Here is a 23,864-nt window from a genome sequence, read left to right as displayed (position 1 = left end):
GACGGCGCCGCGGCGTCGGTTCCGCCCATGCCTGCCTGTCCACGGTGATGGCGCGGCGTAGAGGGAACCGCGACCCTCCGCCGAGCAGCACCACGATCTGGGTGAGCGCGACGACGCCGCCGAGCCCGCCGAGCCGACTGCGTGTCACCTTTCACCAGGAGCATCCCTTCGCTGCGGTCGAGTCGCTCAACGCCGACCCGACGCCTATCGAAGAGGTCGCCGTCGCGCAGATCGTCGAGAGCTTGGAGGCCTTGGTCCGCGACCTGGACAAGCCGCCGATCCTCGTCGGGCATAGTGCCGGCGGCGTCTTCGTGCAGCTCCTGCTCGACCACGGTCTGGGTGCGGCGGGGGTGGCGATCAACTCCGCGCCCACCGAGGGGGTCGCCGTGGTGCCGCTGACCCAGATCAAGGCGGCCTTCCCGGTGCTGAAGAACCCGGCCAACCGGCACCGGGCGGTCGGCCTGAATGCCGAGCAGTGGCACTACACGTTCGCCAACACGTTCACCGAGGAGGAGTCCCTGGCGCTGTACGAGCGCTATGCCGTCCCCTCTTCCGGCGCCATCTTCTGGGACAGTGCCCTGGCCACCCTGCGCCCCGGCCACCCAAGCACATACGTCAACTACCGCAATGGCGACCGGGCGCCGCTGCTGTTCGTCTCCGGCGAGAAGGACCATCTGATGCCGCCGAAGGTGCAGCAGCCCAACGCCCGGCACTACAAATCGAACACGATCACCGAGGTCAAGGAGTTCCCGGGCCGCCCGCACCTGCTGCCCGCAGCACCTGGCCGGGAGGAGGTCGCCGACTACGTCCTCGACTGGGCCGCCTTGCACGCCCGGTAGGCCTCAGGTCCGGCGCGGCGCCGTCATTGGGCGCCCCGGAACCTCCGGAAACGACCATCGACAGGTGCCACGAGGCTGGCAGGCGCGATCGCCGCGCAATCCGGGCGCACCCGATCCCTGTTGCAGGTCGATCGGGTTCGTCTGCGGGTGACTCAACCGGTTCCGAGCCCGGCGCGCAGGAAAGCGGTGGCCTGGCCGATGGCGGCTCGCGCGGCTCGGGTCTCGCTGAGGCCATTGAGCAGCATGAAGTCGTGGATGGTGCCGTTGTAGCGCACGGTTGTCACGGGGACGTCAGCTGAGCGGAGCTTGGCTGCGTAGGCCTCTCCCTCATCACGCAGCACATCGGCCTCGTCAACGCACAAATAGGTGGGTGGCAGCCCACTGACCTGCTCGGTGCTGGCCTGGTTCGGCGATGCCGTTATCTCGGCGCGCTGTGCCGGGTCGGTGGTGTAGGCGTCCCAGAACCACTCCATCGCCTTTCGGGTGAGGTAGTAGCCGGTGGCGAACTGTTCATATGACGCGGTGTCCATCGCCGCGTCGGTGACCGGGTAGTAAATCGACTGCTGCAGGAAGGTGACGTCGCCCCGTTCCTTGGCCATCAGAGCCAGCGCGGCCGTCATGTTGCCACCCACCGATTCGCCTGCCACCGCCATGCGGCTGGAGTCCAGGTTCTTGGATGCCCCGTCTCGGGTGATCCACTGGGCGGTTGCGTAGCCCTGCTCGATCGCGGTCGGGTAGCGGGCTTCCGGCGAGTTCGGGTACTCCACGAACGCGAGCGCCGCGCCGGCGCCGACGGCGAGCTCGCGTACGAGCCGGTCGTGGGTTCCAGCGTTTCCGAGGATCCAGCCACCCCCGTGCATGTACACAATGACCGGCAGCATGCCAGTAGTGCCCTGCGCCTTGATGATGCGTACGCGGACGTCCCCCACCTGGGCGGGAACCGTGATCCACTCTTCGTCAACCGGGAGTTTGCTGATCGGGGCAGACTGCGCGTCTACGAGGATCTTCCGGGCATCAGCTGGCGCCATCTCGTACAAGAACGGCGGTTTCGAGAATGCCTCAGCAACATCCTGTGCCGCAGGCTCAAGGACGACCGGGCTGGCAGCAGTCATGACAGTACTCCTCAGGCGAAGGATCACATGTGGACTCAGCCAGAGTGCGCGGCACTTCGTCGGCGCCAGTTTCTTGCGCACCGGATCTTCTCGATAGCCAGAATCAGCGGCTTGGTGGCTGACCGTCGTTACGGCACGTCTCCACGATCGTGACGCTTTCTATTCAACACCCAGAAATGGGGCAATTCCAGTCCGGGGCGATCGCCGTCAGCTGCGCAGCCCGAGTCTCCGCGCGCTCGAGGTGCTTGCCGGGCCCGCGCTTGCGGCGGGGGTTGCCAGGTGCCGGCCTGCCGGTACGAGCGACTCGCCCTCGTCTCAGACGCGTGGTCCGGAGGATGGTTGCGGGCATCCCGTGGGGGTCCAACAGCCGCCTCCGTAGGGCGCTTTGCACGCCCCTCCGGCGCGCGGCGGTGGCCGCGGCTCCTGTGCGCCTGCCCGGGCTCTCGCCCACAGGCGTCGATAGCTTCTGTCCCATGCCGGCGTGCTGTAGGAGGGAGGCCCGGTTTGCGGTGCTCCCACCCGCCCGGATACGCGCGCCACGGCAGCGACTGCTCTGGTGTCCGGCCGGCCCACCACCGTGCAGGCCTTGGCGGATTGGGAAAGTACGTCACCCGGTCAGACCTCCTGGTCGAGCAGGCGGCTGTAGAGGCAAGCAGTGTCAGCAGGGCAGCAGGCCACGCTCCCCGTCCCAGAAAGAACGATCATGAAGCGTATGCCATACACGGTCCGTCTTCGCCTCCTGGCCGTGGCTCCGGTCCTGCCCATGACAGCACTGATATCCGTCGGCACGGCCTTCGCCTCCGGGGGCGGCGGAAGCCATACCGACCCCCGCCAGGACGCCAAGCCGACCGTGGTCCTGGTGCACGGCGCTTGGGCGGACGCTTCCGGTTGGAACGCGGTCACGCAGCGCCTGCAGGCTCAGGGCTATCCCGTCGTCGCCACAGCGAATCCGCTTCGCAGCCTCTCCGGAGACTCCGCCTACCTCGCCGCCCGTCTGAAGGCGATCCAGGGCCCGATCGTGCTCGTCGGTCACTCCTACGGAGGCGCGGTCATCACCAACGCCGCGACCGGGAACCCGAACGTCAAGTCACTGGTCTACGTCGCCGCCTTCGTTCCCGACGTCGGAGAAGGCACCCTGGAACTGACGGCCAAGTACCCGGGAAGCCGACTGACCGACGATCCGACGGCTCCCATCCCGACAGCCCTGAATGCAGTCCCACTCGGTGGCGGCCCCACCGATGTGGACCTCTACATCAAGCCGGAGAAGTACAGCGACGTCTTCCTGAGCAATCGGCTCAACAAGACCACAGCTGGTGTCCTGGCCGTCTCACAGCGGCCGGCAGCTCCGGTGACCGGCAGCGAGCCGACGAAGACCGCGGCGTGGAAGACGATCCCCTCCTGGGCCCTCGTTGCAGGTGACGACCGGACAATCGGAACCGACAACGTCCGTTACATGGCCAAGCGCGCCACGTCCCACACAGTGGAGGTCGCCGACGCACCGCATGGGGTCATGCTGACCAACCCTGAGGAAGTCACCGACATAATCCGTCAGGCGGCTGGCGCCGCGGCCTCGGATGCGCCCGGCCTGGCGGACACGGGGTCAAGCCTGCAGTCCTGGGCCCTTGCAGGAGGCTCGGCACTCGCCCTGAGCACAGGCGTGGCCCTGGTGCTCACCACGAGGCGGTTCAGAGCTCGAGGTTCCCGCACGTAGGACTGCTTGCAGTCTTCGGCGCGCCGTAGCTGATGCGTCCTGGCTCCCGACGGGCGTTGGCCGGTCTCGGCTTGAACGTCGCAGTCAGCCGACGTGCCCCTGATCACGAGGGCTTCAAGGTCATCCCGCGGCGTTGGGTCGTCGCGCGGACCCTCGGCCGACTCACGAACCGAACGCGATTCACGCAGACTTGATCACGTGCCGGGGGAACTGAGCTGCTGGGCCAGCTCGCCGGCCAGGCAGGCGACGCGATGCTGTGCCTCCAGCTCCGGCTGTTCGGCTTCCTGGCGGCGCCCGTCAGCCGGGCTTCGTCGGTCAGCGCGAGCGGTGTCCTTGGCGATGTCGCACTGGCTGGACTGCGGCGCCTGATTCAGGCGGTCATTCCATCGCGAGCTGTGCAGGCCACACCCAGTGGTGCCGTTCGCTGCTCGGTCGTTTCCGCTCGCAGCCCGATCTGGTCGTGCTCAGGCGGCCTTCTCGCTGGGCTCGAGGACGGCCTCGACGTCGACCATGACATCGATCATGGGGCTGACGACCACTCCGCCGCGTTCGACCGTGTCGTTCCAACTCGCCCCGAAGTCATGTCGATTGATACGCGTCGTGGCGGCGAAGCCGGCGCGTCGCCTGGGCCCGAGATCCCGCCCCTCCTCCCACCAAGGGGTAGCCCACTGTCCCAAGTAGGTGACGTCGAAGGTTACGGGGCGCGTCGCGCCACGTACCGTGAGATCTCCGGTGACTTCGAACTCGATTCCGCTCACCTGATGAATGTGCGACCCGACGAACGTCCAGGTCGGGTGGTGCTCGACGTCGAAGAAATCGGCACTGCGGAGGTGCGCGTCGCGCTGGGGTTGACCGGTATACACCTGGGTCGCGTCGACCGTCGCCTCGACGCGGGCCTTCTCCGGTTCGTCGGGATCGACCTCCAGCGAGCCGTGCATGTTCTTGAGCTGCCCGCGCACGTAGCTGACCATCATGTGCCTGGCTCGGAATTCCGCCGCGCTATGGCCGGGCTCGAAGAACCATTTGGTCGTAGCCATGTGCGCCCCTGACCGTATTACCCCTTCAACCAACTTAGGTCCGAAGGCGGGTCACGGAGCGCGTACGGCAGGGGTGGGGCCGGCGTGCTCGTGGTGCGTCACCGGTGTTCGTTCACGCCCTCGGCGATGAGTGCGACGCCGATGCCCAGCATCCAGACGTCCTTGGCCAGCGCGATTCCCTGCTCAGTCGGGCGTAGGCTGCCTTCCCGCCGCATCCCCGGCGTACGCAGATAGAGCCCCAGGGTGCCGACGGAGAATGCGGTCAGCGCAACCCCGGCGACAGCGGCAGGGATGACCGGCAGGAGCAGCATGGTGGCAACGGCGACCTCCCCGGCGGAGAGCAGCCGGACGAACTTCTGGGCGTCGTGCTTGCCCAGGAACGGATAGGTAGTGGCGGCGAACTGCTGCAGACTCTCGGCGGTGGCCTCGTCCGCACCGCGTTTCGAGAGCCCGGAGTTCAGGAAGAACGCGCCGACTGTGAGTCTGAGCGGAAGTTGCCGCGCTGCGGAAAGCCATGCCGAACCGGATGCCATGCCGAGCCTCCCGACGTTGGTCCCACCTACAGCCTGCCAGCCGTCCGAAGCATGTCAAACGGTGGTTAATCACTCTTACTGGTCCCGGAGTCCCGGACCAGGTCAGTGCAGGTGAAGCTGCCAGTCCGTCGGGACTTGTCCCGCGGCCCTGGGGTCGGCTGCGAGGTCGGGTGTGAGGTGGGCGGTGCCAGTGGCGGACCCTGGTAGTACTGCTCGGTCTCGATGTTCCAGAACCCGGACTCGCCTGGCCCGAAGCTCGTCAGGAAGGGGTGCCCGGTCGCCCGGGCACGCTGTGTGCCGTGCTGGGAGGGCGAGGAGTCACAGCATCCGATGTGCCCGCACGCCGCGCAGCGCCGCAGGTGGAACCACCACCCCGGTCCATCGCCTGCCAGACACTCCACGCACCCGTCCCCACTCGGCCGCGCCGTGGGATCAATACCGGGGATCTGCTCGTCAGCCATGCGCTCCGCCTCCCTGGCGAGGCTTTGCTCAGGTGCCGTTTCGGACGGCGTTTCGGCACTTGGAACCGAAGTCGAGAGGGTCGAACGTTCCTCCAGGGAAATCGGCGCGGATCAGGCTCGCAGGCTGCGGAAGCAACTCGGCCGGGCGGCCAGCACCACCCTGCCAGCCCACGAACCCGCATATGCACGGTCACCTTCTCGCTGAGAGACGCGGGCGCTGCCAAGGCTGTCGTCCCAGCGCGCTCGCAGGCCGGGTGTGACCGTCGCTCCCCGCTCGGGCCGCAGCCTCATCGAGCCGGAACTCGCCGTCGAGATCGCGCCGGACGGCTCCCTGGCCCCGGCCCGCCGGCGGCAGCACCCCGTGAGACTCCTCCGCGCCCGCCCCGACCTCTCCTCCGCCGAAGTGCCGCTGTACGGCTACGACACCTGATCGTGCGCAGGGCCTTCAACCCGCCGATTTCTAACGGGCTGCCCCGCGATTGGTGTTGGGCCGTGCCTGGCTGGTCGTTCGGCTGGTGGGTGATTCAGTAGGCCGTGGTGTCGACGAGCACGAGTTCGGCGGTCGATTTCTGCAGAGTGGCCCGCTTGGCTGCTCGGTCAGAGACCAGGCTGGCGATGGCGCGGTGAGTCTCGGCGTACTCCTCACGTCGTCCGGTGTACCGCTGGAGCGGGCGCCACTGTCGGTGCTCGGCGTTGGCGTGCTCGACGCAGATCCGCCGAGAGGATTGACGACGGCGCATCTCGCGCCATCCGTACCGCTCGGTCAGCGGTGCATTGTTGATGTCCTTTGGCCTTCTGAGCGGTGCGCTGACCTGGTCGGGGAACTCGTTGGCCAGCCCTCGGTAGCCCTCGTCGACCTCGGCTCTCACGGCTGGGTACTGCCGGAATTGCTCCGCGATGCCCTCGGTGCGCACGGCGGTCTGGTCATGCATCCGGCCGGGCCGGGTGGCGCCGGACCACAGTGTGCGGCCCTGGTGGTCGCTGATCGTGGTGGTTTTGATCGTGTTCTGCCTCCGCTTGCCGGACACGAAGGCTCGGCGTCCGGGGCAGTGTGCCTGCGGGCGGCGGACCGGGGTCTCGGTGCCGTCGATCCTCAGCGTGACGTTCTCGGCCGCGGCATAGGCGAACACGTCCTCCGGTGTTCGTAGCCGAAGGCCGGGCCGGTCGGGCACTGCGAATCCACGCGTGGCCAGCAGCGGACGGATCTCGTGGATCGCCCGCCCGACGGTGGAAGAAGCAACGTCGTAGATCGCTCCGAGCGCCTCGTGGGTCAGTCCCGTCCGCAGGTGGACGAGCGTCACCAGGACCCGGTCGGTGAAGACGAGTTCGTACTTCGGTCCGGCGCCGCCCTTCCGCTTCCGGGCGCCACGCCGCCGCTCGTTTCGGTCTGACTCGCATCGTGCATCCCAGCGTGTCGCGAGCTCGGCAATCAACTCTCCGAGATGCTGAGCCGAGATGCCGCAGAACGCACGATGCGACATGGCAGCACGAGCCTGCTTGTTCTTCACACCTCGAGAACCTGGCGGGGCGTTCCCACGTCACGGCAGAGTCCGACGGATCGCTCGGTCTAACCTCACTCGTATGACGACCGACTGGATAGCGGAAGCACAACGCGTTGCCCGGGGGCGGCGCTTTGACGAGCTCAGCTCTCCCACCTCGCGGCAGAGCGCCTGCCCGGCGGCGCCGCTGTCCGAAGCGGAGATCTGCGAAGCGGAGGTGGAGCTGGGAATCGCGTTCCCGGACCAGTACCGCGAGTACTTGCTCCGTCAGGACGCCGGCGGCGCGGTGAACCGCCTGTGCCGATCCGCGACAGGCTGGGGCTGGCATGGGGACTCGGACACCAACTACGACCTGCTCACCACCGCCTTCCCGCATCCCGACTCCTACCGTGCCTACGAGGACGAGCTGGTCGCGCGCGAGCCGCTGACGGAGGACTCCCTGAACCACAACGCCTACCAGGCAGCGTGTGAGCAGTGGAACGCCGAATACGAGGTGTTCCAGGAGCGCAAGACGTCCGGCGCTGTATTCATCCAGGACAACGGCTGTGGCTTCTCGACCCTGCTTGTTGTCACCGGTCCGGACCACGGCTCACTGTGGTTCGACGGCCGGGCCACCTGCGACCAGATCCTGCCTCTGAACCTGGATGATCAGCCCGTGTCTTTCACGGACTGGCTCGCGCGAAGGTCCATGGACCTGGCCGGCTGGTGAACGCTGCCAGGCCGGCATCCCGCGAGGACGGTGTCGGCAGCCCGGCAGCACAACTCCCGAAACTCGCCCACCGATCAGAACGGCCAGGCTAATCGTGGGGCGGGTCGTAAGCCACAGCACAGGGCCGCGGCCCCGCGAACTCGATGGACAACGGACAGCTTCGAACCCCTGTCCATAACTTGACCTCGGCGACGGCGCTTGGCCGGCTGCGGGCACGTTCGCAGAGGTCTCGAGCCTCACGAGCTCGTGCACAGTTGACGGTGAGACGTCGAGCTCTGGATCGTCGATCATGGCTGCGTGGTGGGGAACGTGACGCGCACAGCGATCATCAGTGACCGGAGGATCACCGGCCTGTCAGCCGTTGAGATCGCCGAACTCGTCGCCGAGGTAGGGCCGTTGTGGCATGAACGGCACCAGGGCAGGCTTGCATCCCGGCCGCGGAAGCGTGCCTTGGGCGCCGGCGCGAAGCACCGCATGGTCTTCGTCGACCGGCTCCTGGCCACGCTCGTGCACCTTCGCCATGGGGTTACTCATGACGTGCTGGCCTGCTGGTTCGGCGTGGACCGCTCGACTGGTACCCGGGCCATCGGCGAGGTGCGGCCCCTGCTCGCCGAGCGAGGATGCACCATCAGCCCCGACGTGCGGCTGCTAGGCCGTGTTGCTAAAGGAAGCTGGTGAGCCGGGTGCACCCCAGACTTCGGCGTCGAGCAGCGTCATTCCCAGCACGGGGCACGCCTCCCGCCTGCGACGGTGCAGCCGCGTGGTGTCCATCTCGCTGCGTAAACTGTTGGCTCGTATGCCCGTCTGTGATGGCTACGCGCACACTGACGGTTTCCCGTTTGACCCGAAGGACTGAGCCGTGCCCGACCGACCTGAGATTGTCTGCATCTGCGGCTCTACCCGGTTCGTGGACGAGATGAGCGCGGCAAACCGTGATCTGACCTTCGCAGGTGTCATCGTCGTCGCGCCAGGCGTCTTCCTGCGCGCCGAGGATCACGAAGCAGACGAGTTGATCACCAACGAGCAGAAGACCGCGCTGGACGCCCTCCACCTGCGCAAGATCGACCTGGCTGACCGGGTTCTGGTCGTCAACCCAGGCGGGTATATCGGCGAGTCCACGAGCAGGGAGATCGCATACGCCCACGCCACCGGCAAGCCGATCTCGTTCACCGATCCCTTCTGACCAGTAGACGCTTCGTGGTGCGCGCGGGCAACGAGTTTCGATCAGCCTTGGAGTGTGTTGCTAGTGGGTCTTCGAATTCGTCGGGCGCAGCCTTGTGCTTGTGTCGCGTGACGTGATCTCGGATGAGACGTGGGCCGTGCTCGGGCCGTTGTTGCCGGGCGTGAAGGCCACGGGCCGCCCGCCTGTCGATCGACGCACGGTCGTCGAGGCGGCGGCGTGGCGGTTCCGCACCGGGGCGCCTTGGCGGGATCTGCCGGAGCGGTTCGGGAACTGGAACACGATCTACAAGAACTTCGATCGGTGGTCGAAACACCGGGGCGAGGTCGAACTACTAGAAGTTCGGTGATGAACCCGCTGATCACGCGATCGGCAGCTCCCGCGGCGGGCTGACGACCAAGTCGCACCTGGTCGCGGACGGCAACGGGTACTGGCGTTCATCCTTACCGGCGGCCAGGCCGCGGACACAACCATGCTGCCCGACACGCTCGACGAGATACGCGTCGCCGGTGCGACGGGGCGTCCGCGCAAGCGCCCGGACCGCCTGCTCGCGGACAAGGGCTACCAGTCCAAGGCGAACCAGGGCTGGCTACGCGAGCGTGGCATCGCCACGACAATCCCGGGTGCTGTTCTGCAGCCCGACCGAGCCCGGAAGCTGTGCAGACATCACCCACGCCCGCCAGCTGGGGCTGGTCAAGCTCCTGGCCGACGGACCCGTGGTGGAGATCCTCGCGGATGTCGGCTACCAGGGTCTGGGTGCTCAGACCGGCGGACGAGTGGTGACGCCACCGCACCGCAAGTTCAAGAAGAACGCCCCGGACTGGTACGAGGAGATGCGCGAGCGGCAACGCAGGGCGCATTCCTCGCGCTGTCCGGGTTGAACATGGCATCGCGGCGCACCTGCAGAACTGGCGGGCGCAGGCCCGGCACCTCGGCCGCCGCGAGCACATGAGCGACACCGTCCAACCCGTCGCCAGCCTGCTGTCCCACCAGCAGACCATGGGCCTGAGCTCGGCACGACAGATGTGAACACCGAGCCGCACCGCAGCCCTCGACGTATCACCGCCAACTGTGCACGAGCTCGTTAGTGGTGCGTCCGAACCCACGCGGAAGACGTCGGCCGAAGGATCTGTCACCCGATCAGTCCGCCTGGGGGAGGGTCCGACAGCCCCTTGAGGTCAAACTGATCGAGGGTGTCCTGCATGCATCCCTGCACTCGTAGGCCGCTGCTGTCCCGGTGGCAGGCCGCTACCGCAACAGGAGAGCCACATGCCCATCTGCACCACGCGCGACGGCGTCGAGATCTTCTACAAGGACTGGGGCCGGGGGCGCCCTGTGGTGTTCATCCACGGGTGGCCGCTGAACGGCGATGCGTGGCAGGACCAGCTGAAGGCGGTGGCCGACGCCGGCTACCGCGGCATCGCGCACGACCGGCGTGGTCACGGTCGCTCGACGCCGGTGTACGACGGTTACGATTTCGACACCTTCGCGGACGACCTGAACGACCTGATCACGGGTCTCGACCTACGGGACGTGACGCTCGTGGCGCACTCGATGGGCGGTGGTGAACTCGCCCGCTACATTGGTCGCCACGGCACCGAGCGCATCCGCTCGGCCGTCCTGCTGTCCGCGATCCCGCCGTTGATGCTGCAGGGCCCGGACAACCCGGAGGGTGTCCCGCAGTCTGTCTTCGACGACCTCAAGGCGGGCATCCTCAAGGAGCGGTCGCAGTTCTGGAAGGACACCGCGATCGGCTTCTTCGGCGCCAACCGCGATGGCAACAAGGTCACCCAGGGCAACAAGGACGCGTTCTGGTACATGGGCATGGAGCAGACCGTTGAAGGGGGCGTCGACTGCGTGGACGCCTTCGGCACGACGGACTTCCACGAGGACCTGAAGAAGTTCGACATCCCGACGCTCGTCGTCCATGGCGACGACGACCAGGTCGTGCCGATCGACGCCACCGGCCGCAAGTCCGCCCAGCTCATCGCCAACGCCGAGCTGAAGGTCTACGAGGGCGGCTCGCACGGCATCGCCCTCGTGCCCGGCGACAAGGAGAGGTTCAACCAGGACCTCCTGGAGTTCCTGAGGAAGTAGTCCCTAGGCGAGTGCTCGACATTGCCCCGCAGGTCATCTCGGACACAGCCTCATCGTCGTCGACCAGGCCCGCGCTCACCTGCTCTACGGCGAGTGTCTGCGTCGCCGGATGTGCCGTCAGGAGAGCCAGAGCGAGCTCCTTTCCGCTTCCCGGACCTTCAGGCCGACGGCTTCGCCGAACGCGCCCAGCGGGAAATTCTGGCGACAGGGAAATCGACACGCAACCGTGCGGTCGGCGCCAGCGTCGAATTCACAAGCCAGGAGGCTCGGATCGCCGGATTGGCCCAGAACTGATACACCAACCGCGAGATCGCCGACCACCTGTTCATCAGCCCGCGCACCGTCGAATGGCACCTCACAACATACTCGCCAAGCTCGGGCCCTTGCAGCCCGGGATGACGACGAACCGGCAGGCGACGGGCCAGCTTCAGTCGGCGACGGAGGACTGAAGCAACACCATGCGCCACCTGCGGCCGTCAGGCAGCGCGTGAGTCATTCAAGGCCGCGCCAGACGTTGTCGAAGGCAGCTTGCTCGAAACCCCGCTTCTGCCGTTCGGCCTCCAGTTCCAGCAGTACGTCGTTGGCGGCTGCCAGGAGGGTCGCCACGGCATGGTCCGCGACCTCTGGCGGGCCTGAGATCTCGCGATGGACCCCAAGACCTTCCGCGAGGCTCACAAGCACCGGCTCAGCAGATTCCCAGCGCTCCACTGCCTGGTGGTGGGAAGGCGAATCGACCAGGACTCTCTGCCTGTCGAGGAACCGCCGGCCGCCTCGCCGCACTGCCAGTCGGCGGCCCGGCTCCCGCCAGAGCTGCACCTGAACCAGCGATTCCGCCGCATCTGTTGTAGCGTCGACGAAACCGGCGCTGAGCTGCACAAAGATCCATCAGCTCGCCTCACGTCACAGTTCCTGTCCGAGAGAAACCGCCTCACCCCCGTGTGGCGCGAAGTGGTGCTGGCTGGCCATGCAGCGGTGCTTCGGGCGTTAAGCACCTGGGTGGCAGTGATGTCCGAACGGCGCGGGGCGGGCAGAATTGCCTGCGAGCCCCGTCCACCAGCGACTGAGTGCGCGCGGTCGGTCCGTGCGCGCCTGAAAGGGGGCCTGGTGTCATCCGACCGGCCGGGGGAAGAGCATGCTCCTGGTCCGCTGTGGTCGGAGCCGGGCACCCTGCTGGAGCATGTGGCCGTGGCCGTGCTGGGCATCGATGACCATGATCGGATCTGCTACTGGGGGCCGGGCGCGCAGCGACTCTTCGGCTACGCGGCCGCGGACATCCTGTCCCAGCCCGCCGCCGCCCTCTTTCCCGCAGCCCCGCAGGACGGTACGAGCGCGGCCGAGCGACTCGCGGAGCGCGGCCGGACCCTGGGCTACTGGCGGGTGAGGATGCCGGCCCTGCACCGGGACGGAACCGTCTTCGACTGTGGCTTCCGGGTATTTCCCGTGACGGGCGAGTACGGCCGTTCCGTCATCGTGGGACTGGCCAGCAGGGGCGACGAACTCGACCGGGTGAAGACCAACCTCGCCTTCCTCGACGCGCTCTTCGAGACGTGCCCCATCGGCCTCGTCATGCTCGACGAGGACCTGCGTTACGTCCACCTCAACCAAGCCCTCGCCGACATGGACGGCGTCCCGATCCAGGACCACATCGGGCGGCCCATGACCGACATCATGATCACCTCGGACGGCGGCGAGTACCGGCGCCTGCTGCGCGCTGTAGCGGATGAGGGCCGGCCCGTCGTGAGCGCCTTGGTCGGCCTCCGCACCCCCGGACACCCCGACCGTGACCAGGTACGTTCCGTGAGCTTCTTCCCCTTGAGCCAGGCCGGAGACACGCGGCCGGGACTGGGCGGGCTGCTCGTGGACGTCACCGATCGCGAGCAGGCGATCGTGGAAGCGACGGCCGCGCGGCAACGCCTGGCTCTCCTCGACCGGGCCTCCGCCCGGATCGGCACCACCCTGGACGTGAACGTCACCGCCCGTGAGCTGGTCGACGCGGCCGTTCCGGACTTCTCCGACGCGTCGGTCGTCGAGGTCGTGGAGTGGGCGGACGAGCGTGAGGTGTTCGACCCGGCTGCTCCGCTGATCACCCGCCGGATCGCTTCCGGAACCAGCCTGCCCCCTCCCGCCGCCGAGCTCGTGAGCGGGCTGGCGAGGGTCACCTACCCGCCGGGCTCCACCATCCACGAGATGATCCGCATGGGTGGCCCCGTGTGCGTCCCGGTCAACGACGAGTTCATGACTCGCACCGTCATCCACCGGGCCCGCGTCCGACTGCTTCTCGACAGCGGCCTGACCAGTCTGCTCCTCGCTCCCCTCGTCGCGCGGGGCACGGTGCAGGGCATCGCCATGTTCGGCCGCTCCGCCGCCCGCCCCGTCTTCACCGAGCAAGATCTCAGCCTGGCCGGCGAACTCGCCTCCCGCGCCGCGCTCTGTCTGGACAACGCCCGCCTCTACAGCCGTGTCCAGGACATCGCGCTCACCCTCCAACGCGCCCTGCTCCCCAGCGCCCTGACGGCAGGTCCGTATGTGCGGATTGCCCACAGGTACCTGCCCGGCAGCCACATCAGCGAGGTCGGAGGCGACTGGTACGACGCGATCGAGCTGCCGGGTGGCCGGGTGGCGCTCGTCGTGGGCGACGTGGTGGGACACGGCGTACCGGCGGCCGCGGCGATGGGCAGACTGCGCATCACCGCCAAGGCCCTGGCCCGCCAGAACTTGGAACCGAACGCCGTTCTCGAGGAACTCGACGTGTGCGCACAGGAAGCCGGGATCGAGCTGGCGACCTGCCTCTACATCCGCTACGACCCCGCGACCGGCGAAGCTTGCATCGCGAACGCGGGCCACCCCCCACCTCTGGTCCGGCAGCCCGACGGCACGGTCAATATCATCGACGAGGTCCTCGGGGTTCCCCTCGGCGTCGGCGGCTTCCCGTTCCGCACGACCGAGATCGAACTCCAGGAGGGCGCCACTCTGGCCCTGTACACCGACGGTCTCGTCGAAGCGGGTAGGGACATCAGCGAGGGTATCGAGGCGCTCCGATCCCAACTTGCCCGTGTCGCTGGGGGACTGGAAGCGTCGGTGGAGGGCATCCTGGCGAGCATGCTGCCGTCCTCGCCCACCGACGACACGGTGATCGTCCTCGCCCAGGTAAGCCGGTCATCGCCTGATCCGGCCGGGGCGAGCCCGTCTGATGGTTAATGAGTTCGCGGTCAGTCTGACCGGTGGGCACTGGCCAGCCGCGCGGCGTGGCACCGCCGCAGCGTTCGACTTCACCGTCGCCGTAGTGCCGTACGCCCTCGCGATAGCGAAGACCAAGTTCACCACCGAGCTTCCCAGCGGCGAACGTGCTGGATGACTCAGGTCCACGGCATGCCGGTAACTGCGGCGGACTGCTCGGCGGATGTTGCTGAACATCGACATTGCAACTCACTGCGTTCGCCGGATGGCGCACGGCAACATCTGCGAAGCGGAGAAGATCGACGCTGCGCCGTCCAACTGCTCTCGGCCAGGAAACCTCCCCGCATTGCGGGAGTTGGCCCTGCTGTGGGTGGCGGGACGAGTCGACGAGGCGATGCAGAAGTATCGCTCCGAACAGGGCATGGACCATGTCTGGGAAACGAGACGAACTGCTTCTCGGCTAGCCCCCCAAGGGCTTCCTCCCAGTCGTCGAGGTCATCGGACGTGAGATGGACGGGGAAGCTGCCCTTGACTGTCTCGGTCTCCACGACGAACTCGCGTCCAAAAAGTCCCTGCCGGGGGATGGCAGCTCCAGTACGCGCCCTCCGGCAGCACGGGCACCGCAACATCGCCGCCGGCCTCCGCCACGCCTCCTACGACCCGTTCAACCGGCCGCTGGACCTGCTGAACATCCCCTGACCAGCAGGTCTACGTGAGCACCGCGGCTTTGAAACGCCCCTGACAGAGCCGGCCTCACTGTGGGACTGGCTGCATAGGCAGGACGCCACAGTTCGAGAGGATTGGCAATCAGCCATTCACCTGTTCGGCCTACCCCGAATGTTGCAAGTAGCAGAGCTGAGCAAGCCTTGCAGCGTGGCTCCGCAGCGTTCATCGAGCCTGCGGGAGACGGTGGGACCTTGTCACACCAATCCGCGTCAGCCACTTCAACCAAGATGGAGGTCTCCATGGCCGAAAAGTCATACGCCGCGCCGGAAACCCAGCCCCGCGCCGCTCAGGACGGGGCTCCTCACGTCGATGGGGGTGGACACATCCACGCACCCACGGACGGGATCGTACTGAGCGAATCCATCCACGATCCCGTGGACGCCGAACCCCGCGGAGGGGCAATCGACTTCTTCTTCTCCGGTCCGTTCTTTGCCGGAGACTGCAAGCTGGCCGCAGCTACGCTCACAGCCTTCTCCGACGGAACTGCTCACTGGCGAGCCAACACGGTGATGTCGACCAGCGGCGACGACTCCTGGCTGGCCACGTTCGAGTTCTTCGACCGCAACGGGCTCTCGCTGTGGCGGTTCGGAAGAATCTCGTCCCCCAGTCTCTCTCCTCCTCATGCAGTGATCACCTGGGTGAGCGCGAATCAGCTCTTCTACCACGCGCACCTTTTCCCGCAAATCGCAAGGGTGTCGATGACCTATCGCTGTTAAGTGCATCAACAGGGACCCTCGCGTCGGAGGTAAGGGTATGCCCCGTCGGCGGCGAAACCGCGGATGGGCATGCCTGACACGGAGTCGCCGGCGAGACGCGAACCAGGCTTACGCATGCGGGAGTCGTGCCCGATTCCTCACCGCTGCCGGCGAAGTGGCGCCCGGGTCCCGACACAGGCTGCTCGAACTCAACGGTTCCGGGCGGAGCGGCGACCGCCGCTCCCGCCTCTGAGCCGTGGTCGTTCGTGCCTCTGCGCTCCAGCTCAAGACCAGGTCGAACGGGTACGTCCGTGACCACGCCTCTCGACTACGAAAGCAACAAGATCGTCATATTGATTGACGAATCAGCCGAGGAGCGCAACGCCCAGTGGCTGAAAGGCTCGTTCCAGCAGGCAGTTCTGCTGGAACTCGCAACGATTCCGCCCTACTTGTGCGGTCTCTGGTCCATCTAGGATCCCGACGAGAACACAGACGTGTTCAACGCGATCCGGGAGATCAATTTCGACGAGATGTCGGATCTGGGCCTGGCGTGCAACTTGCTCGCCACGACCGGTGGAGCTCCCCAACTGGCCGACGAGTTCCCTGCGGCGTTCCTGCCGCAGACACAGTCTCGTGGGCGTTCTCGAGCGCCATGCGGGCTTCGACCACCTCGCACCACCACCTTCCACCGTCGCCCGGAACGGGTGGGTGGACGCCGCGATGCTGGGTCGAGCAACTCCTTCCGGAGCTGGGTCACCTCTTCGTGCTGTTTCGGGGTGTAGCCCGGGCTGTCGGCCTTCTCGGACCGGTAGCCGCTGTGCAGTTGCTTCTCCTTCTTCCACCCGGGCATCGGCTCGGGCAGGCCTGCGGCACGGCGTTCCAGGGCAGCGCGGGTCTGGTGAAGGGCGATCTGGGCATCGCGCAGGTCTTGGGGAAAGTCGCACGTCGGCACACCTGACTAATACATCTGTTCGATTAGCGTCCGCGGGTGTGACTGAGCGCTCTGGGGGGCGGATGAGCGGCTTAGCCGGCGGGCTGAGTGTTGTAGTTGGCGGAGTCCCTGGTAGCGGAGATTGTTGCGGGCTGTGGCCGTTAGGGTCGCTCGCATGAGTACCGCGATCGTTGTCGGCAGCGGGCCCAACGGGCTCGCCGCTGCTGTCGTCCTTGCCCGGTCGGGGGCTCAGGTCACTGTGCTGGAGGCGGCCAGCGAGATCGGCGGCGGCACGCGCTCGGGCGAGGCCATCATGCCGGGGCTGCTGCACGATCACTGCTCGGCCATCCACCCGATGGCCGTCGGATCGGCATTCCTGCAGAGCCTCGGCCTTGAGCGGCACGGGTTGACCTGGCGCTGGCCGGAGATCGACTGTGTCCACCCGCTCGATGGCGGTGAGGCCGGCGTGCTGCACCGCTCGGTTGAGGCGACTGCCGCCGGGCTCGGCCGGGACGGTTCCCGCTGGCGGCTGGCGTTCGCCGGGCCGGCGTCCCGCTTCGACATGCTGGCCGAGGACATCATGGGGCCGCTGTTGCGCCTGCCCAGGCACCCGCTTGCCCTTGCCCGGTTCGGCCTGCCGGCGCTGCTGCCGGGCTCGGCCATCGCGCGGCTGTTTACCACCGAGCGGGGCAGGGCGTTGTTCGGCGGGGTGGCCGCGCACGCGTTCCGGCCGTTGCATTACCCGCTCTCCTCCGCCATCGCCCTGGGCATCATCGCCGCCGGGCATCGGCACGGCTGGCCCGTCGCCGCCGGCGGATCGCGGTCGATCTCGGCAGCGCTGGCCGCAGTCCTCGCCGAACACGGCGGCAAGATCGAGACCGGCATCGAGGTGCGGCACGCACGTGACCTGCCACCTGCGGACATCACGATGTTCGACCTCGCTCCGCAGGCCGTCGCCGGCATCATCGGCGACCGGCTGCCGTCTCGTGTCACCCGCGCGTACCGGCGCTTCCGGCATGCCCCGGGAGCCTTCAAGGTCGACTTCGCGGTCGACGGCGGCGTCCCGTGGACGAACCCGGACGCCCACCGAGCCGGCACGCTCCATCTCGGCGGCCCGTACGCCGAGATCGCCGCCACCGAACGGGACATCCACGCGGGCCGCATGCCCGAGCGCCCGTTCGTCCTCGTCGGCCAGCAGTACCTCGCCGACCCCCAGCGCTCCGTCGGCGACATCCACCCCCTCTACAGCTACGCGCACGTGCCCCACGGCTACACCGGCGACGCGACCCAGGCGGTGATCAACCAGATCGAGAGGTTCGCCCCCGGTTTCCGGGAACGCATCGTCGGACACGTGTCGCGATCCACCATGGACATGCACGCCTACAATCCCAACTACGTGGGCGGCGACATCGTCACCGGCGCCAAGGACGTACGCCAGCTCGTCTTCGGCCCGCAGTCCACACTCTCCCCCTATGACACCGGTATCCCCGGCATGTACATCTGCTCGGCCGCCACACCGCCAGGACCGGGCGCGCACGGCATGTGCGGCGCCAACGCGGCCGAGGCGGCGCTGCGCCACTACCGCCACTCGCACCTGGCGTAGCTCCCCCACTCGACCAGAGACTCCGCCGACTACAACGCTCAGCCGGCCAACTACGCCGCTCATCCGCCATCCATAGCGCTCAGCCACAGCTGTGACTGAGCGCGCTACCTGGCCCGTGTGGACAACTTCGATGCTCAGACTCCGGTCGCCCTCACCGCGCTGCGGCCTCTCCGGCCCGGGGCAGGGTGGGCATCCGGGGCGGCTGGCATCCCGGTGCCCGTTCCGCAGCGGCACGGACCCACCAAGCGGGGGTAGCCTCAGCCTTCGTTTCCGGCACCGCGATCGGGTGCGCTCATGTCCCCCGTAGCAGGAGCACCGTCGGCGAGCCCGTAGCGCAGGTACACGGTGCCCTTCGGGCTGGCTACCGGGGGTGCGAGGAGCGTGACGTTGGTGGGCACCGCGCCATCGTCGAACACCTTCTTCCCGACGCCGAGCACGATCGGATGCAGCCAGAGGTCGAGACGGTCGAAGAGCTTCTCGCGCAGGAGGGTCTGCACGAGGTTCAGGCTCCCGACGACCTTCACGTGCTCGTGCCGGTCACGGATCCCGCGCACCGAGTGGGCGAGGTCCGGGCCGAGCTGCGTGGACCCGGCCCACGAGAGGTCGGGCCTGCCGCGAGAGGCCACGTACTTCGGGACGCTGTTGAAGAGCGTGGCGATCTCGTTGTCCTCGCCGCCCTCCTGGTGAGGCCAGTAGGCGGCGAAGATGTCGTACGTCCGCCGGCCGAGCAGGAGGGCGTCCGTGCCCTCGTACGCGGCGCCGATCTGGGCCCCGGCGGCCTCGTCCAGCAGGGGCGCCTGCCAGCCGCCGAACGGGAATCCCACCGGGTCCTCGTCGGGGCCGCCGGGCGCCTGCCCGACGAGGTCGAGGGTCGCGAACAGCTCGATGTGGATGAGGCCCATGGCTTACTCCCGATGAGTTGGTTGTCTCCTTCAAGAGATAGACCTGCGGACGCCCGCAGGCTCATCGCCACGACGGAACCCGGTTTCACCCAGTCGGGTGGAATGACCACGAGGCCGCCTCGCCGGGGAACGATAAGAGGACCTGTCCGTTGCGGGGGCGATTCACCGGGCTGGCCGCTCCTCTGCGGGCACCTGCAGCGCTCACCCGGGCGAACTAGTGCCGCATCAGGCAACGTTTGCCCTGCCTGTACGGTCAGGACATGGATGCAGGGCACCAGCCGACGCTTGGTGAGGTTGAGGATTGCTTCACGTCGCTCATCGAGGGTCGGTTGACGAGGGATGAGGCTGACCGCTGGGCTGCGCGGTGGGTGGCCGACGACCGGCTGGCTTGGGACGACATCTCGTGGTGGGCGCTGAACCTCCTGTGTGGAATTGACCTGCCCGCGGATGAGGGCGGCGGATACCTGCACGACGACGAGCTTGTACGGGGTTGGCTCGCTGAGCTGAGGAAACGCCGAATGGTGTGACACGGCCGGGATACTGGCAGCCAGGGTCCAGGGCGCTGGCAGGCTGTGCGCATGGCCGAGCGGGTACGGATGCGTGAGATTGATGATGACGAGGGCCGGCGTTTGCTGCGGATCATCCGCCGTGGCACCGGGTCGGTTGTGACCCGGCGTCGGCCCAGATGGTGCTGCTGTCCGCGCAGGGCATGGCCGTGGCGAAGATCGCCGAGGTCACGTTCACCAGCGCGGACCGGGTCCGGGATGTGATCCACAACTTCGATACCGACGGCTTCGCATCGCTCTACCCGAAGTACAAGGGCGGACGGCCGAAGACCTTCACTCTGCCCGAACGCCGGGAGATCAAGAAGGTCGCCAAGTCCAAGCCGGCCGAGCACGACCTGCCGTTCTCGACCTGGAGCCTGGTCAAGCTGGCCGACTTCCTGGTCGCCGAGGGGGTGGTCGACGACATCAGCCACGAGGGCCTGCGCATCCTGCTCCGCGAGGAAGGCGTCACCTTTCAACGCGTGGAGACCTGGAAAGCCTCCAACGACCCCGACTACGCGGCGAAGAAGGCCCGCGTCGAGCACCTCTACGCCATCGCCGACCGCGAGGTCATACCCGAGGCCGCGAGCCCGAGGTCATCTACTGCATGGACGAGTTCGGCCCGCTCAACCTCCAGCCCCACCCCGGACGCCAGTGGGCCGAACGCAGTGGCAAGGGCAAGGACCCCGACCGGGAACCCAGGCCCCGGCGGCGGGCCACCTACACCCGCCCGCACGGCGTCCGCCACCTCTTCGCCGCCTACGACCTGCGCAAAGACCAGCTCTACGGCCACATCAAGAAGACCAAGAACCGCTCCAAGTTCCTGGAATTCTGCCGCTACCTACGCAGCCTCCACCCTGCGACGGTGCGGATCGCCATCGTCTGCGACAACTACTCCCCGCACCTGACCACGAAACGCTGCCAGCGAGTTGCCACCTGGGCCGAGGCGAACAACGTCGAGATCGCCTACACCCCGACCAACAGTTCCTGGCTCAACCGCATCGAAGCCCAGTTCACGGCCCTGCGCTACTTCACCCTCGACGGCACCGACCACGCCAGCCACAGGGAGCAGGGCAGTATGATCCGCCGTTACATCATTTGGCGAAACCACCACACTCACGACCAGCAACTACGAACCGTAGTCAACAAAGCCAACACTGCCTGACGCGGTGCTAGAGCGGGATTACCCGGACTCGCACCGCGAGCTCTGTACCGACCTGACGCGCGATCGTAGCCACCAACTCCTCAACCATGGGTTTGTCTGGTGTGCCGTGAACCGTGACCTGAAGGCCGGGCATTTCCCAAGCGAACTCAATCTCCATGCCCTCGACAGCGATCCGGTAGTGGCCATCGCCAGCCACCGGCACCGCCCCCCAGCCCGTTGGCTGCAGCACATCCGGGCACCTATCCGAGCGCACCGGCCCGAGGAAATCGTCGTCATCGGTCGCAAGCAAGTACTCAAGCACACCAACAGTATGCCGACCTGACAGGGCGAACGTTGCTTGATGCGGCACTAGTGTGATGCGCCGGAAATTCTGGCGTTAAGTTGCTACGGTTTCAGGATGTCGTTTTCGGGACGCCCTTCCGTCGAGTTCATGTTGACCGCTGACGAGCGTGACCAGCTGGTGCGCTGGTCGCAGGGGGCTTCGAGGTTGGCTGTTCGGGCGCGCATTGTGTTGCGGTGTGCTGAGCCGGACGTTGTGTACGCACGGGTTGCCGATGACTTGGGTGTGTCGGCCATGACGGTCGGCAAGTGGCGCAAGCGGTTCGCGGAGTCACGGCTGGAGGGCCTAGCGGACACCGACCGGCCGGGGAGACCGAAGACCGGCCTGTCTCTGAGTGATCTTGAACGGGAACAGCTGACGCGTTGGGCCCGACGGGCGAAGTCCTCGCAGGCATTGGCGTTGCGGTCGAAGGTCGTGCTGGCGTGCGCCGAAGACACGTCGAACAAGCGGGTCGCCAGCCAGCTGGGGACCTCGGTGTCCACGGTGGCCCGGTGGCGGCGCCGGTTCGTTGAGCTGCGGCTGGAAGGTCTGGCCGACGAACTGCGGCCGGGCCGGCCACCGTCGATCCTCCTCGACCGGGTCGAGGAAGTTGTCGTCACCACGCTGGAGACGCCGCCGCGTGATGCCACGCACTGGTCGCGGGCGTCGATGGCCGAGCGGACCGGCCTGTCGAAGTCGACGATCGGACGGATCTGGCGGCAGTTCGACCTGAAGCCGCACGTCCAGGACACGTTCAAGCTGTCCACGGATCCGCAGTTCGTGGAGAAGGTCGTCGACGTCGTCGGCCTCTACCACCATCCGCCGGAGAAGGCGGTGGTGCTGTGTGTCGACGAGAAGTCCCAGGTGCAGGCTCTGGACCGCACGCAGCCGGTCCTGCCGATGATGCCCGGCATGCCAGAAAGGCGCACCCACGACTACCAACGGCACGGTGTGACCAGCCTGTTCGCCGCGTTCGACATCGAAGACGGAAGCGTCATCAGCTCCCTTCATCGCCGCCATCGGGCCGTGGAGTTCAAGAAATTCCTGGTCAAGATAGACAAGGCGGTACCGGCTGAACTCGACGTCCACTTGATCTGTGACAACTACGCCACCCACAAGACGCCCGCGATCAAAGCCTGGCTCGGACGGCACCCTCGATTCCACGTCCACTTCACACCGACTGGTTCCAGCTGGATCAACCAGGTCGAGCGGTGGTTCGGGCACCTCACCGACAAGCTCATCCGCCGCGGGACCCACCGATCGGTCCAAGCACTTGAGGCCGACATCCGCGCCTGGATCCAGACCTGGAACGAGGACCCCAAACCGTTCACATGGACCAAGAGCGCCGACGAAATCCTCGACTCGTTATCGAAATATATTGCCAGGATTTCCGGCGCAGGACACTAGGTATATTGACCCGCAGGGTTGTTGACGCGGCTGATCGGCGGGTGTCCGTCGAGTGCGGTGTGGCAGCGATGGTAGTTGTCGCTGTGGAGGAAGTCGTCGAGGCCTGCTGTCCGCTCGGTGTTGTTGGTGTAGGGCCGTAGGTAGGCCCATTCCTCCAGCAGGGTGCGGTTGAAGCGTTCGACCTTGCCGTTCGTCCAGCACCCGTTCGAATCTGGGATGTTGCCGATTTCTTGATGTCGACGTGCACCAGTTCGCCGAGGCGGCTGCGTTCGTAGCGGCGTATCGGCTCGCCGGTCGGCCGGTACAGCCAGGCCAGACGGTTCAGGCCGGGGCGGGTCAGGCTACTCGCGCCCGGGCGATCGCCCGGCACCTGGGCTGGGGCCTCAACACCGTGCTCCGATACGCGACCGCCGCACGCTGGCAGGACACCATCCGCGAGAACCCGCCCCGGCCCAGCAGACTGGTCCCCTACAAGCCCTACCTGGAACGACGATTTGCCGCAGGATGTACCAGCGTCACCCGCCTCCACCGTGAACTCCTCGCCGACAACGCGCCCGTCACCTACCAGATGGTTCGCGCCCATATCGCCACCCTGCGCGCGCGGTTCCGGCCAGCCCACCGCCCCGACCGCCGACGTGCGGCAGGTAACCGGCTGGCTCACCCGTCATCCCACGGCCCTGGGCGAGGAAGACCGCGCCGGTCTGAAGGAGGTCCTGGCCGCTGCCCTGAACTGGACACGGCCGCCGGCCACATCCGAGACTTCGGCGAGATCCTCAGCAACCGCCTCGGCGCCATGCTCCCCGTCTGGATCGAGGCCGTCGATGCCAGTCAGTTGCCCGGCTTCACCGGCGGTTCGAGACCGTCCGCGCCCACCAGTAGTAAGCACGACGAAGGCCCAGGTCACCGGTACAGAACTGGGAGCCTGGGCCTTGTTCGTTCGTCAGCCGCGGGGGCCGGGGGAGAGGCGTCGTGCCAGATGCGTCGCCGGGCTCTACCGGCCGGGCCTTTTTGATCTGCTCGTCGACGTGGGCGGCGATCGCGTGGTCGCGGCCGTTCACCAGGTTTCCCTGGGGCGTGTCCAGTGCAGAAGGCATGAGTGGAACGGTGGCCGAGCCGAGCATCAAGCCGACAGACCACGGCCGAGCACTGGACGAGTAGATCTGGAGTCTCCGCGCCGGCCACCCGCCCCCTCGTTGCGTACCACCACTGATCGCGG

The 23,864-nt window shown here is 67.0% G+C and carries 25 protein-coding genes and 8 pseudogenes; 20 read left to right on the top strand and 13 right to left on the bottom strand.

Annotated features, from left to right (window positions below; translation table 11 throughout):
- Positions 1-101: 101 nt before the first annotated feature.
- Positions 102-839 carry an alpha/beta hydrolase gene (locus tag ACFWBQ_RS11505; protein WP_385486618.1) on the top strand — a complete coding sequence of 246 codons (738 nt, stop codon included), beginning with the start codon at positions 102-104 and terminating at the stop codon, positions 837-839.
- A gap of 152 nt (positions 840-991) precedes the next feature.
- Here the strand turns inward: ACFWBQ_RS11505 and ACFWBQ_RS11500 are convergent, their stop codons facing one another.
- Positions 992-1,951, bottom strand: coding sequence for an alpha/beta hydrolase (locus tag ACFWBQ_RS11500; RefSeq protein ID WP_385486616.1), 960 nt, complete (start codon positions 1,949-1,951; stop codon positions 992-994).
- 703 nt (positions 1,952-2,654) lie between these two features.
- Between ACFWBQ_RS11500 and ACFWBQ_RS11495 the strand changes: the two genes are divergently transcribed.
- Entirely contained in the window at positions 2,655-3,662 is a 1,008-nt protein-coding gene (locus ACFWBQ_RS11495; RefSeq protein WP_385486614.1) for an alpha/beta fold hydrolase, read from the top strand.
- 464 nt (positions 3,663-4,126) lie between these two features.
- Here the strand turns inward: ACFWBQ_RS11495 and ACFWBQ_RS11490 are convergent, their stop codons facing one another.
- The 3 genes and pseudogenes from ACFWBQ_RS11490 to ACFWBQ_RS11480 all read right to left on the bottom strand — a co-directional run bounded on the left by ACFWBQ_RS11490 (position 4,127) and on the right by ACFWBQ_RS11480 (position 5,693).
- Complete coding sequence (locus ACFWBQ_RS11490) at positions 4,127-4,699, bottom strand: YceI family protein (protein ID WP_385486612.1); 573 nt, start codon at positions 4,697-4,699, stop codon at positions 4,127-4,129.
- 98 nt (positions 4,700-4,797) lie between these two features.
- Entirely contained in the window at positions 4,798-5,232 is a 435-nt protein-coding gene (locus ACFWBQ_RS11485) for a hypothetical protein (RefSeq protein ID WP_385486610.1), read from the bottom strand.
- 102 nt (positions 5,233-5,334) lie between these two features.
- Positions 5,335-5,693: pseudogene (locus tag ACFWBQ_RS11480) on the bottom strand (UBP-type zinc finger domain-containing protein).
- Between the two features lie 256 nt (positions 5,694-5,949).
- On the opposite strand from ACFWBQ_RS11480, the gene ACFWBQ_RS11475 reads away from it, so the two are divergent.
- Entirely contained in the window at positions 5,950-6,123 is a 174-nt protein-coding gene (locus ACFWBQ_RS11475) for an ATP-dependent DNA ligase (protein WP_385486608.1), read from the top strand.
- Between the two features lie 94 nt (positions 6,124-6,217).
- Here ACFWBQ_RS11475 and ACFWBQ_RS11470 read toward each other — a convergent pair whose 3' ends face one another.
- Entirely contained in the window at positions 6,218-7,174 is a 957-nt protein-coding gene (locus tag ACFWBQ_RS11470; protein WP_385486606.1) for a transposase family protein, read from the bottom strand.
- A 100-nt stretch (positions 7,175-7,274) separates the two neighbouring features.
- Between ACFWBQ_RS11470 and ACFWBQ_RS11465 the strand changes: the two genes are divergently transcribed.
- From ACFWBQ_RS11465 to ACFWBQ_RS11435, 7 genes and pseudogenes are all read left to right on the top strand, one after another.
- Positions 7,275-7,901 carry an SMI1/KNR4 family protein gene (locus tag ACFWBQ_RS11465; RefSeq protein ID WP_385486604.1) on the top strand — a complete coding sequence of 209 codons (627 nt, stop codon included), beginning with the start codon at positions 7,275-7,277 and terminating at the stop codon, positions 7,899-7,901.
- Between the two features lie 309 nt (positions 7,902-8,210).
- A complete protein-coding gene (locus ACFWBQ_RS11460; protein WP_385486602.1) occupies positions 8,211-8,579 on the top strand; it encodes a transposase family protein in 369 nt (122 codons plus the stop codon).
- A gap of 181 nt (positions 8,580-8,760) precedes the next feature.
- Positions 8,761-9,084, top strand: a complete 324-nt coding sequence (locus ACFWBQ_RS11455) for a hypothetical protein (RefSeq protein ID WP_384270134.1) — start codon at positions 8,761-8,763, stop codon at positions 9,082-9,084.
- 100 nt (positions 9,085-9,184) lie between these two features.
- Complete coding sequence (locus ACFWBQ_RS11450) at positions 9,185-9,430, top strand: transposase (protein ID WP_385486599.1); 246 nt, start codon at positions 9,185-9,187, stop codon at positions 9,428-9,430.
- Between the two features lie 123 nt (positions 9,431-9,553).
- Positions 9,554-9,682 (top strand): annotated as a pseudogene (locus ACFWBQ_RS11445) (IS5/IS1182 family transposase); the annotation flags it as partial.
- 22 nt (positions 9,683-9,704) lie between these two features.
- Positions 9,705-9,962, top strand: a complete 258-nt coding sequence (locus ACFWBQ_RS11440; protein WP_385487207.1) for a hypothetical protein — start codon at positions 9,705-9,707, stop codon at positions 9,960-9,962.
- Positions 9,963-10,350: 388 nt separating this feature from the next.
- Complete coding sequence (locus tag ACFWBQ_RS11435; RefSeq protein ID WP_385486597.1) at positions 10,351-11,178, top strand: alpha/beta fold hydrolase; 828 nt, start codon at positions 10,351-10,353, stop codon at positions 11,176-11,178.
- Between the two features lie 117 nt (positions 11,179-11,295).
- Here the strand turns inward: ACFWBQ_RS11435 and ACFWBQ_RS11430 are convergent, their stop codons facing one another.
- Entirely contained in the window at positions 11,296-11,532 is a 237-nt protein-coding gene (locus tag ACFWBQ_RS11430) for a hypothetical protein (RefSeq protein ID WP_385486595.1), read from the bottom strand.
- Here ACFWBQ_RS11430 and ACFWBQ_RS11425 point away from each other — a divergent pair.
- Positions 11,500-11,577 carry a hypothetical protein gene (locus ACFWBQ_RS11425; RefSeq protein ID WP_385487173.1) on the top strand — a complete coding sequence of 26 codons (78 nt, stop codon included), beginning with the start codon at positions 11,500-11,502 and terminating at the stop codon, positions 11,575-11,577. The genes ACFWBQ_RS11430 and ACFWBQ_RS11425 overlap by 33 nt on opposite strands.
- Before the next feature lie 93 nt (positions 11,578-11,670).
- Here the strand turns inward: ACFWBQ_RS11425 and ACFWBQ_RS11420 are convergent, their stop codons facing one another.
- The gene (locus ACFWBQ_RS11420) at positions 11,671-12,054 is read right to left on the bottom strand and encodes a hypothetical protein (RefSeq protein WP_385486593.1); all 384 of its coding nucleotides are present in this window, start codon (positions 12,052-12,054) and stop codon (positions 11,671-11,673) included.
- Between the two features lie 228 nt (positions 12,055-12,282).
- Here ACFWBQ_RS11420 and ACFWBQ_RS11415 point away from each other — a divergent pair, with 228 nt between their 5' ends.
- On the top strand, positions 12,283-14,376 hold the full coding sequence (locus ACFWBQ_RS11415) for a SpoIIE family protein phosphatase (RefSeq protein WP_385486591.1): 2,094 nt from the start codon (positions 12,283-12,285) through the stop codon (positions 14,374-14,376).
- 88 nt (positions 14,377-14,464) lie between these two features.
- Here ACFWBQ_RS11415 and ACFWBQ_RS11410 read toward each other — a convergent pair.
- Positions 14,465-14,598 (bottom strand): annotated as a pseudogene (locus ACFWBQ_RS11410) (magnesium transporter CorA); the annotation flags it as partial.
- Positions 14,599-14,614: 16 nt separating this feature from the next.
- Between ACFWBQ_RS11410 and ACFWBQ_RS11405 the strand changes: the two are divergent.
- Positions 14,615-14,857: pseudogene (locus tag ACFWBQ_RS11405) on the top strand (hypothetical protein); the annotation flags it as partial.
- Here ACFWBQ_RS11405 and ACFWBQ_RS11400 read toward each other — a convergent pair.
- Positions 14,850-14,984: pseudogene (locus ACFWBQ_RS11400) on the bottom strand (hypothetical protein); the annotation flags it as partial. The pseudogenes ACFWBQ_RS11405 and ACFWBQ_RS11400 overlap by 8 nt on opposite strands.
- Positions 14,985-15,320: 336 nt before the next feature.
- Between ACFWBQ_RS11400 and ACFWBQ_RS11395 the strand changes: the two are divergent.
- The 4 genes and pseudogenes from ACFWBQ_RS11395 to ACFWBQ_RS11380 all read left to right on the top strand — a co-directional run bounded on the left by ACFWBQ_RS11395 (position 15,321) and on the right by ACFWBQ_RS11380 (position 18,310).
- Positions 15,321-15,797, top strand: coding sequence for a DUF6294 family protein (locus ACFWBQ_RS11395; RefSeq protein WP_385486589.1), 477 nt, complete (start codon positions 15,321-15,323; stop codon positions 15,795-15,797).
- A 290-nt stretch (positions 15,798-16,087) separates the two neighbouring features.
- Positions 16,088-16,249, top strand: coding sequence for a ferritin-like domain-containing protein (locus ACFWBQ_RS11390; RefSeq protein ID WP_385486587.1), 162 nt, complete (start codon positions 16,088-16,090; stop codon positions 16,247-16,249).
- Between the two features lie 15 nt (positions 16,250-16,264).
- Positions 16,265-16,558 (top strand): annotated as a pseudogene (locus tag ACFWBQ_RS11385) (ferritin-like domain-containing protein); the annotation flags it as partial.
- A gap of 324 nt (positions 16,559-16,882) precedes the next feature.
- Positions 16,883-18,310, top strand: coding sequence for a phytoene desaturase family protein (locus ACFWBQ_RS11380; protein ID WP_385486585.1), 1,428 nt, complete (start codon positions 16,883-16,885; stop codon positions 18,308-18,310).
- 257 nt (positions 18,311-18,567) lie between these two features.
- Here the strand turns inward: ACFWBQ_RS11380 and ACFWBQ_RS11375 are convergent, their stop codons facing one another.
- On the bottom strand, positions 18,568-19,212 hold the full coding sequence (locus tag ACFWBQ_RS11375) for a dihydrofolate reductase family protein (RefSeq protein WP_385486583.1): 645 nt from the start codon (positions 19,210-19,212) through the stop codon (positions 18,568-18,570).
- A gap of 260 nt (positions 19,213-19,472) precedes the next feature.
- Between ACFWBQ_RS11375 and ACFWBQ_RS11370 the strand changes: the two genes are divergently transcribed.
- Both ACFWBQ_RS11370 and ACFWBQ_RS11365 read left to right on the top strand, forming a co-directional pair.
- A complete protein-coding gene (locus tag ACFWBQ_RS11370; RefSeq protein WP_385486581.1) occupies positions 19,473-19,739 on the top strand; it encodes a hypothetical protein in 267 nt (88 codons plus the stop codon).
- 51 nt (positions 19,740-19,790) lie between these two features.
- Positions 19,791-20,922 (top strand): annotated as a pseudogene (locus tag ACFWBQ_RS11365) (IS630 family transposase).
- 7 nt (positions 20,923-20,929) lie between these two features.
- On the opposite strand, the gene ACFWBQ_RS11360 reads toward ACFWBQ_RS11365, so the two are convergent.
- Positions 20,930-21,223, bottom strand: a complete 294-nt coding sequence (locus tag ACFWBQ_RS11360; protein ID WP_385486579.1) for a hypothetical protein — start codon at positions 21,221-21,223, stop codon at positions 20,930-20,932.
- A gap of 129 nt (positions 21,224-21,352) precedes the next feature.
- Between ACFWBQ_RS11360 and ACFWBQ_RS11355 the strand changes: the two genes are divergently transcribed.
- The gene (locus tag ACFWBQ_RS11355; RefSeq protein ID WP_385486577.1) at positions 21,353-22,648 is read left to right on the top strand and encodes an IS630 family transposase; all 1,296 of its coding nucleotides are present in this window, start codon (positions 21,353-21,355) and stop codon (positions 22,646-22,648) included.
- Here the strand turns inward: ACFWBQ_RS11355 and ACFWBQ_RS11350 are convergent.
- Together ACFWBQ_RS11350 and ACFWBQ_RS11345 are read right to left on the bottom strand one after the other, a co-directional pair.
- Positions 22,645-22,988, bottom strand: a pseudogene (locus ACFWBQ_RS11350) (integrase core domain-containing protein); the annotation flags it as partial. The gene ACFWBQ_RS11355 and the pseudogene ACFWBQ_RS11350 sit on opposite strands and share 4 nt — an antisense overlap.
- Before the next feature lie 502 nt (positions 22,989-23,490).
- On the bottom strand, positions 23,491-23,742 hold the full coding sequence (locus tag ACFWBQ_RS11345; RefSeq protein ID WP_385486575.1) for a hypothetical protein: 252 nt from the start codon (positions 23,740-23,742) through the stop codon (positions 23,491-23,493).
- Positions 23,743-23,864: the final 122 nt, after the last annotated feature.

The organism is Streptomyces sp. NPDC060035 (genome assembly GCF_042736635.1).
GTDB lineage: Bacteria > Actinomycetota > Actinomycetes > Streptomycetales > Streptomycetaceae > Streptomyces.
This window is presented reverse-complemented; position numbering and strand designations above follow the sequence as displayed.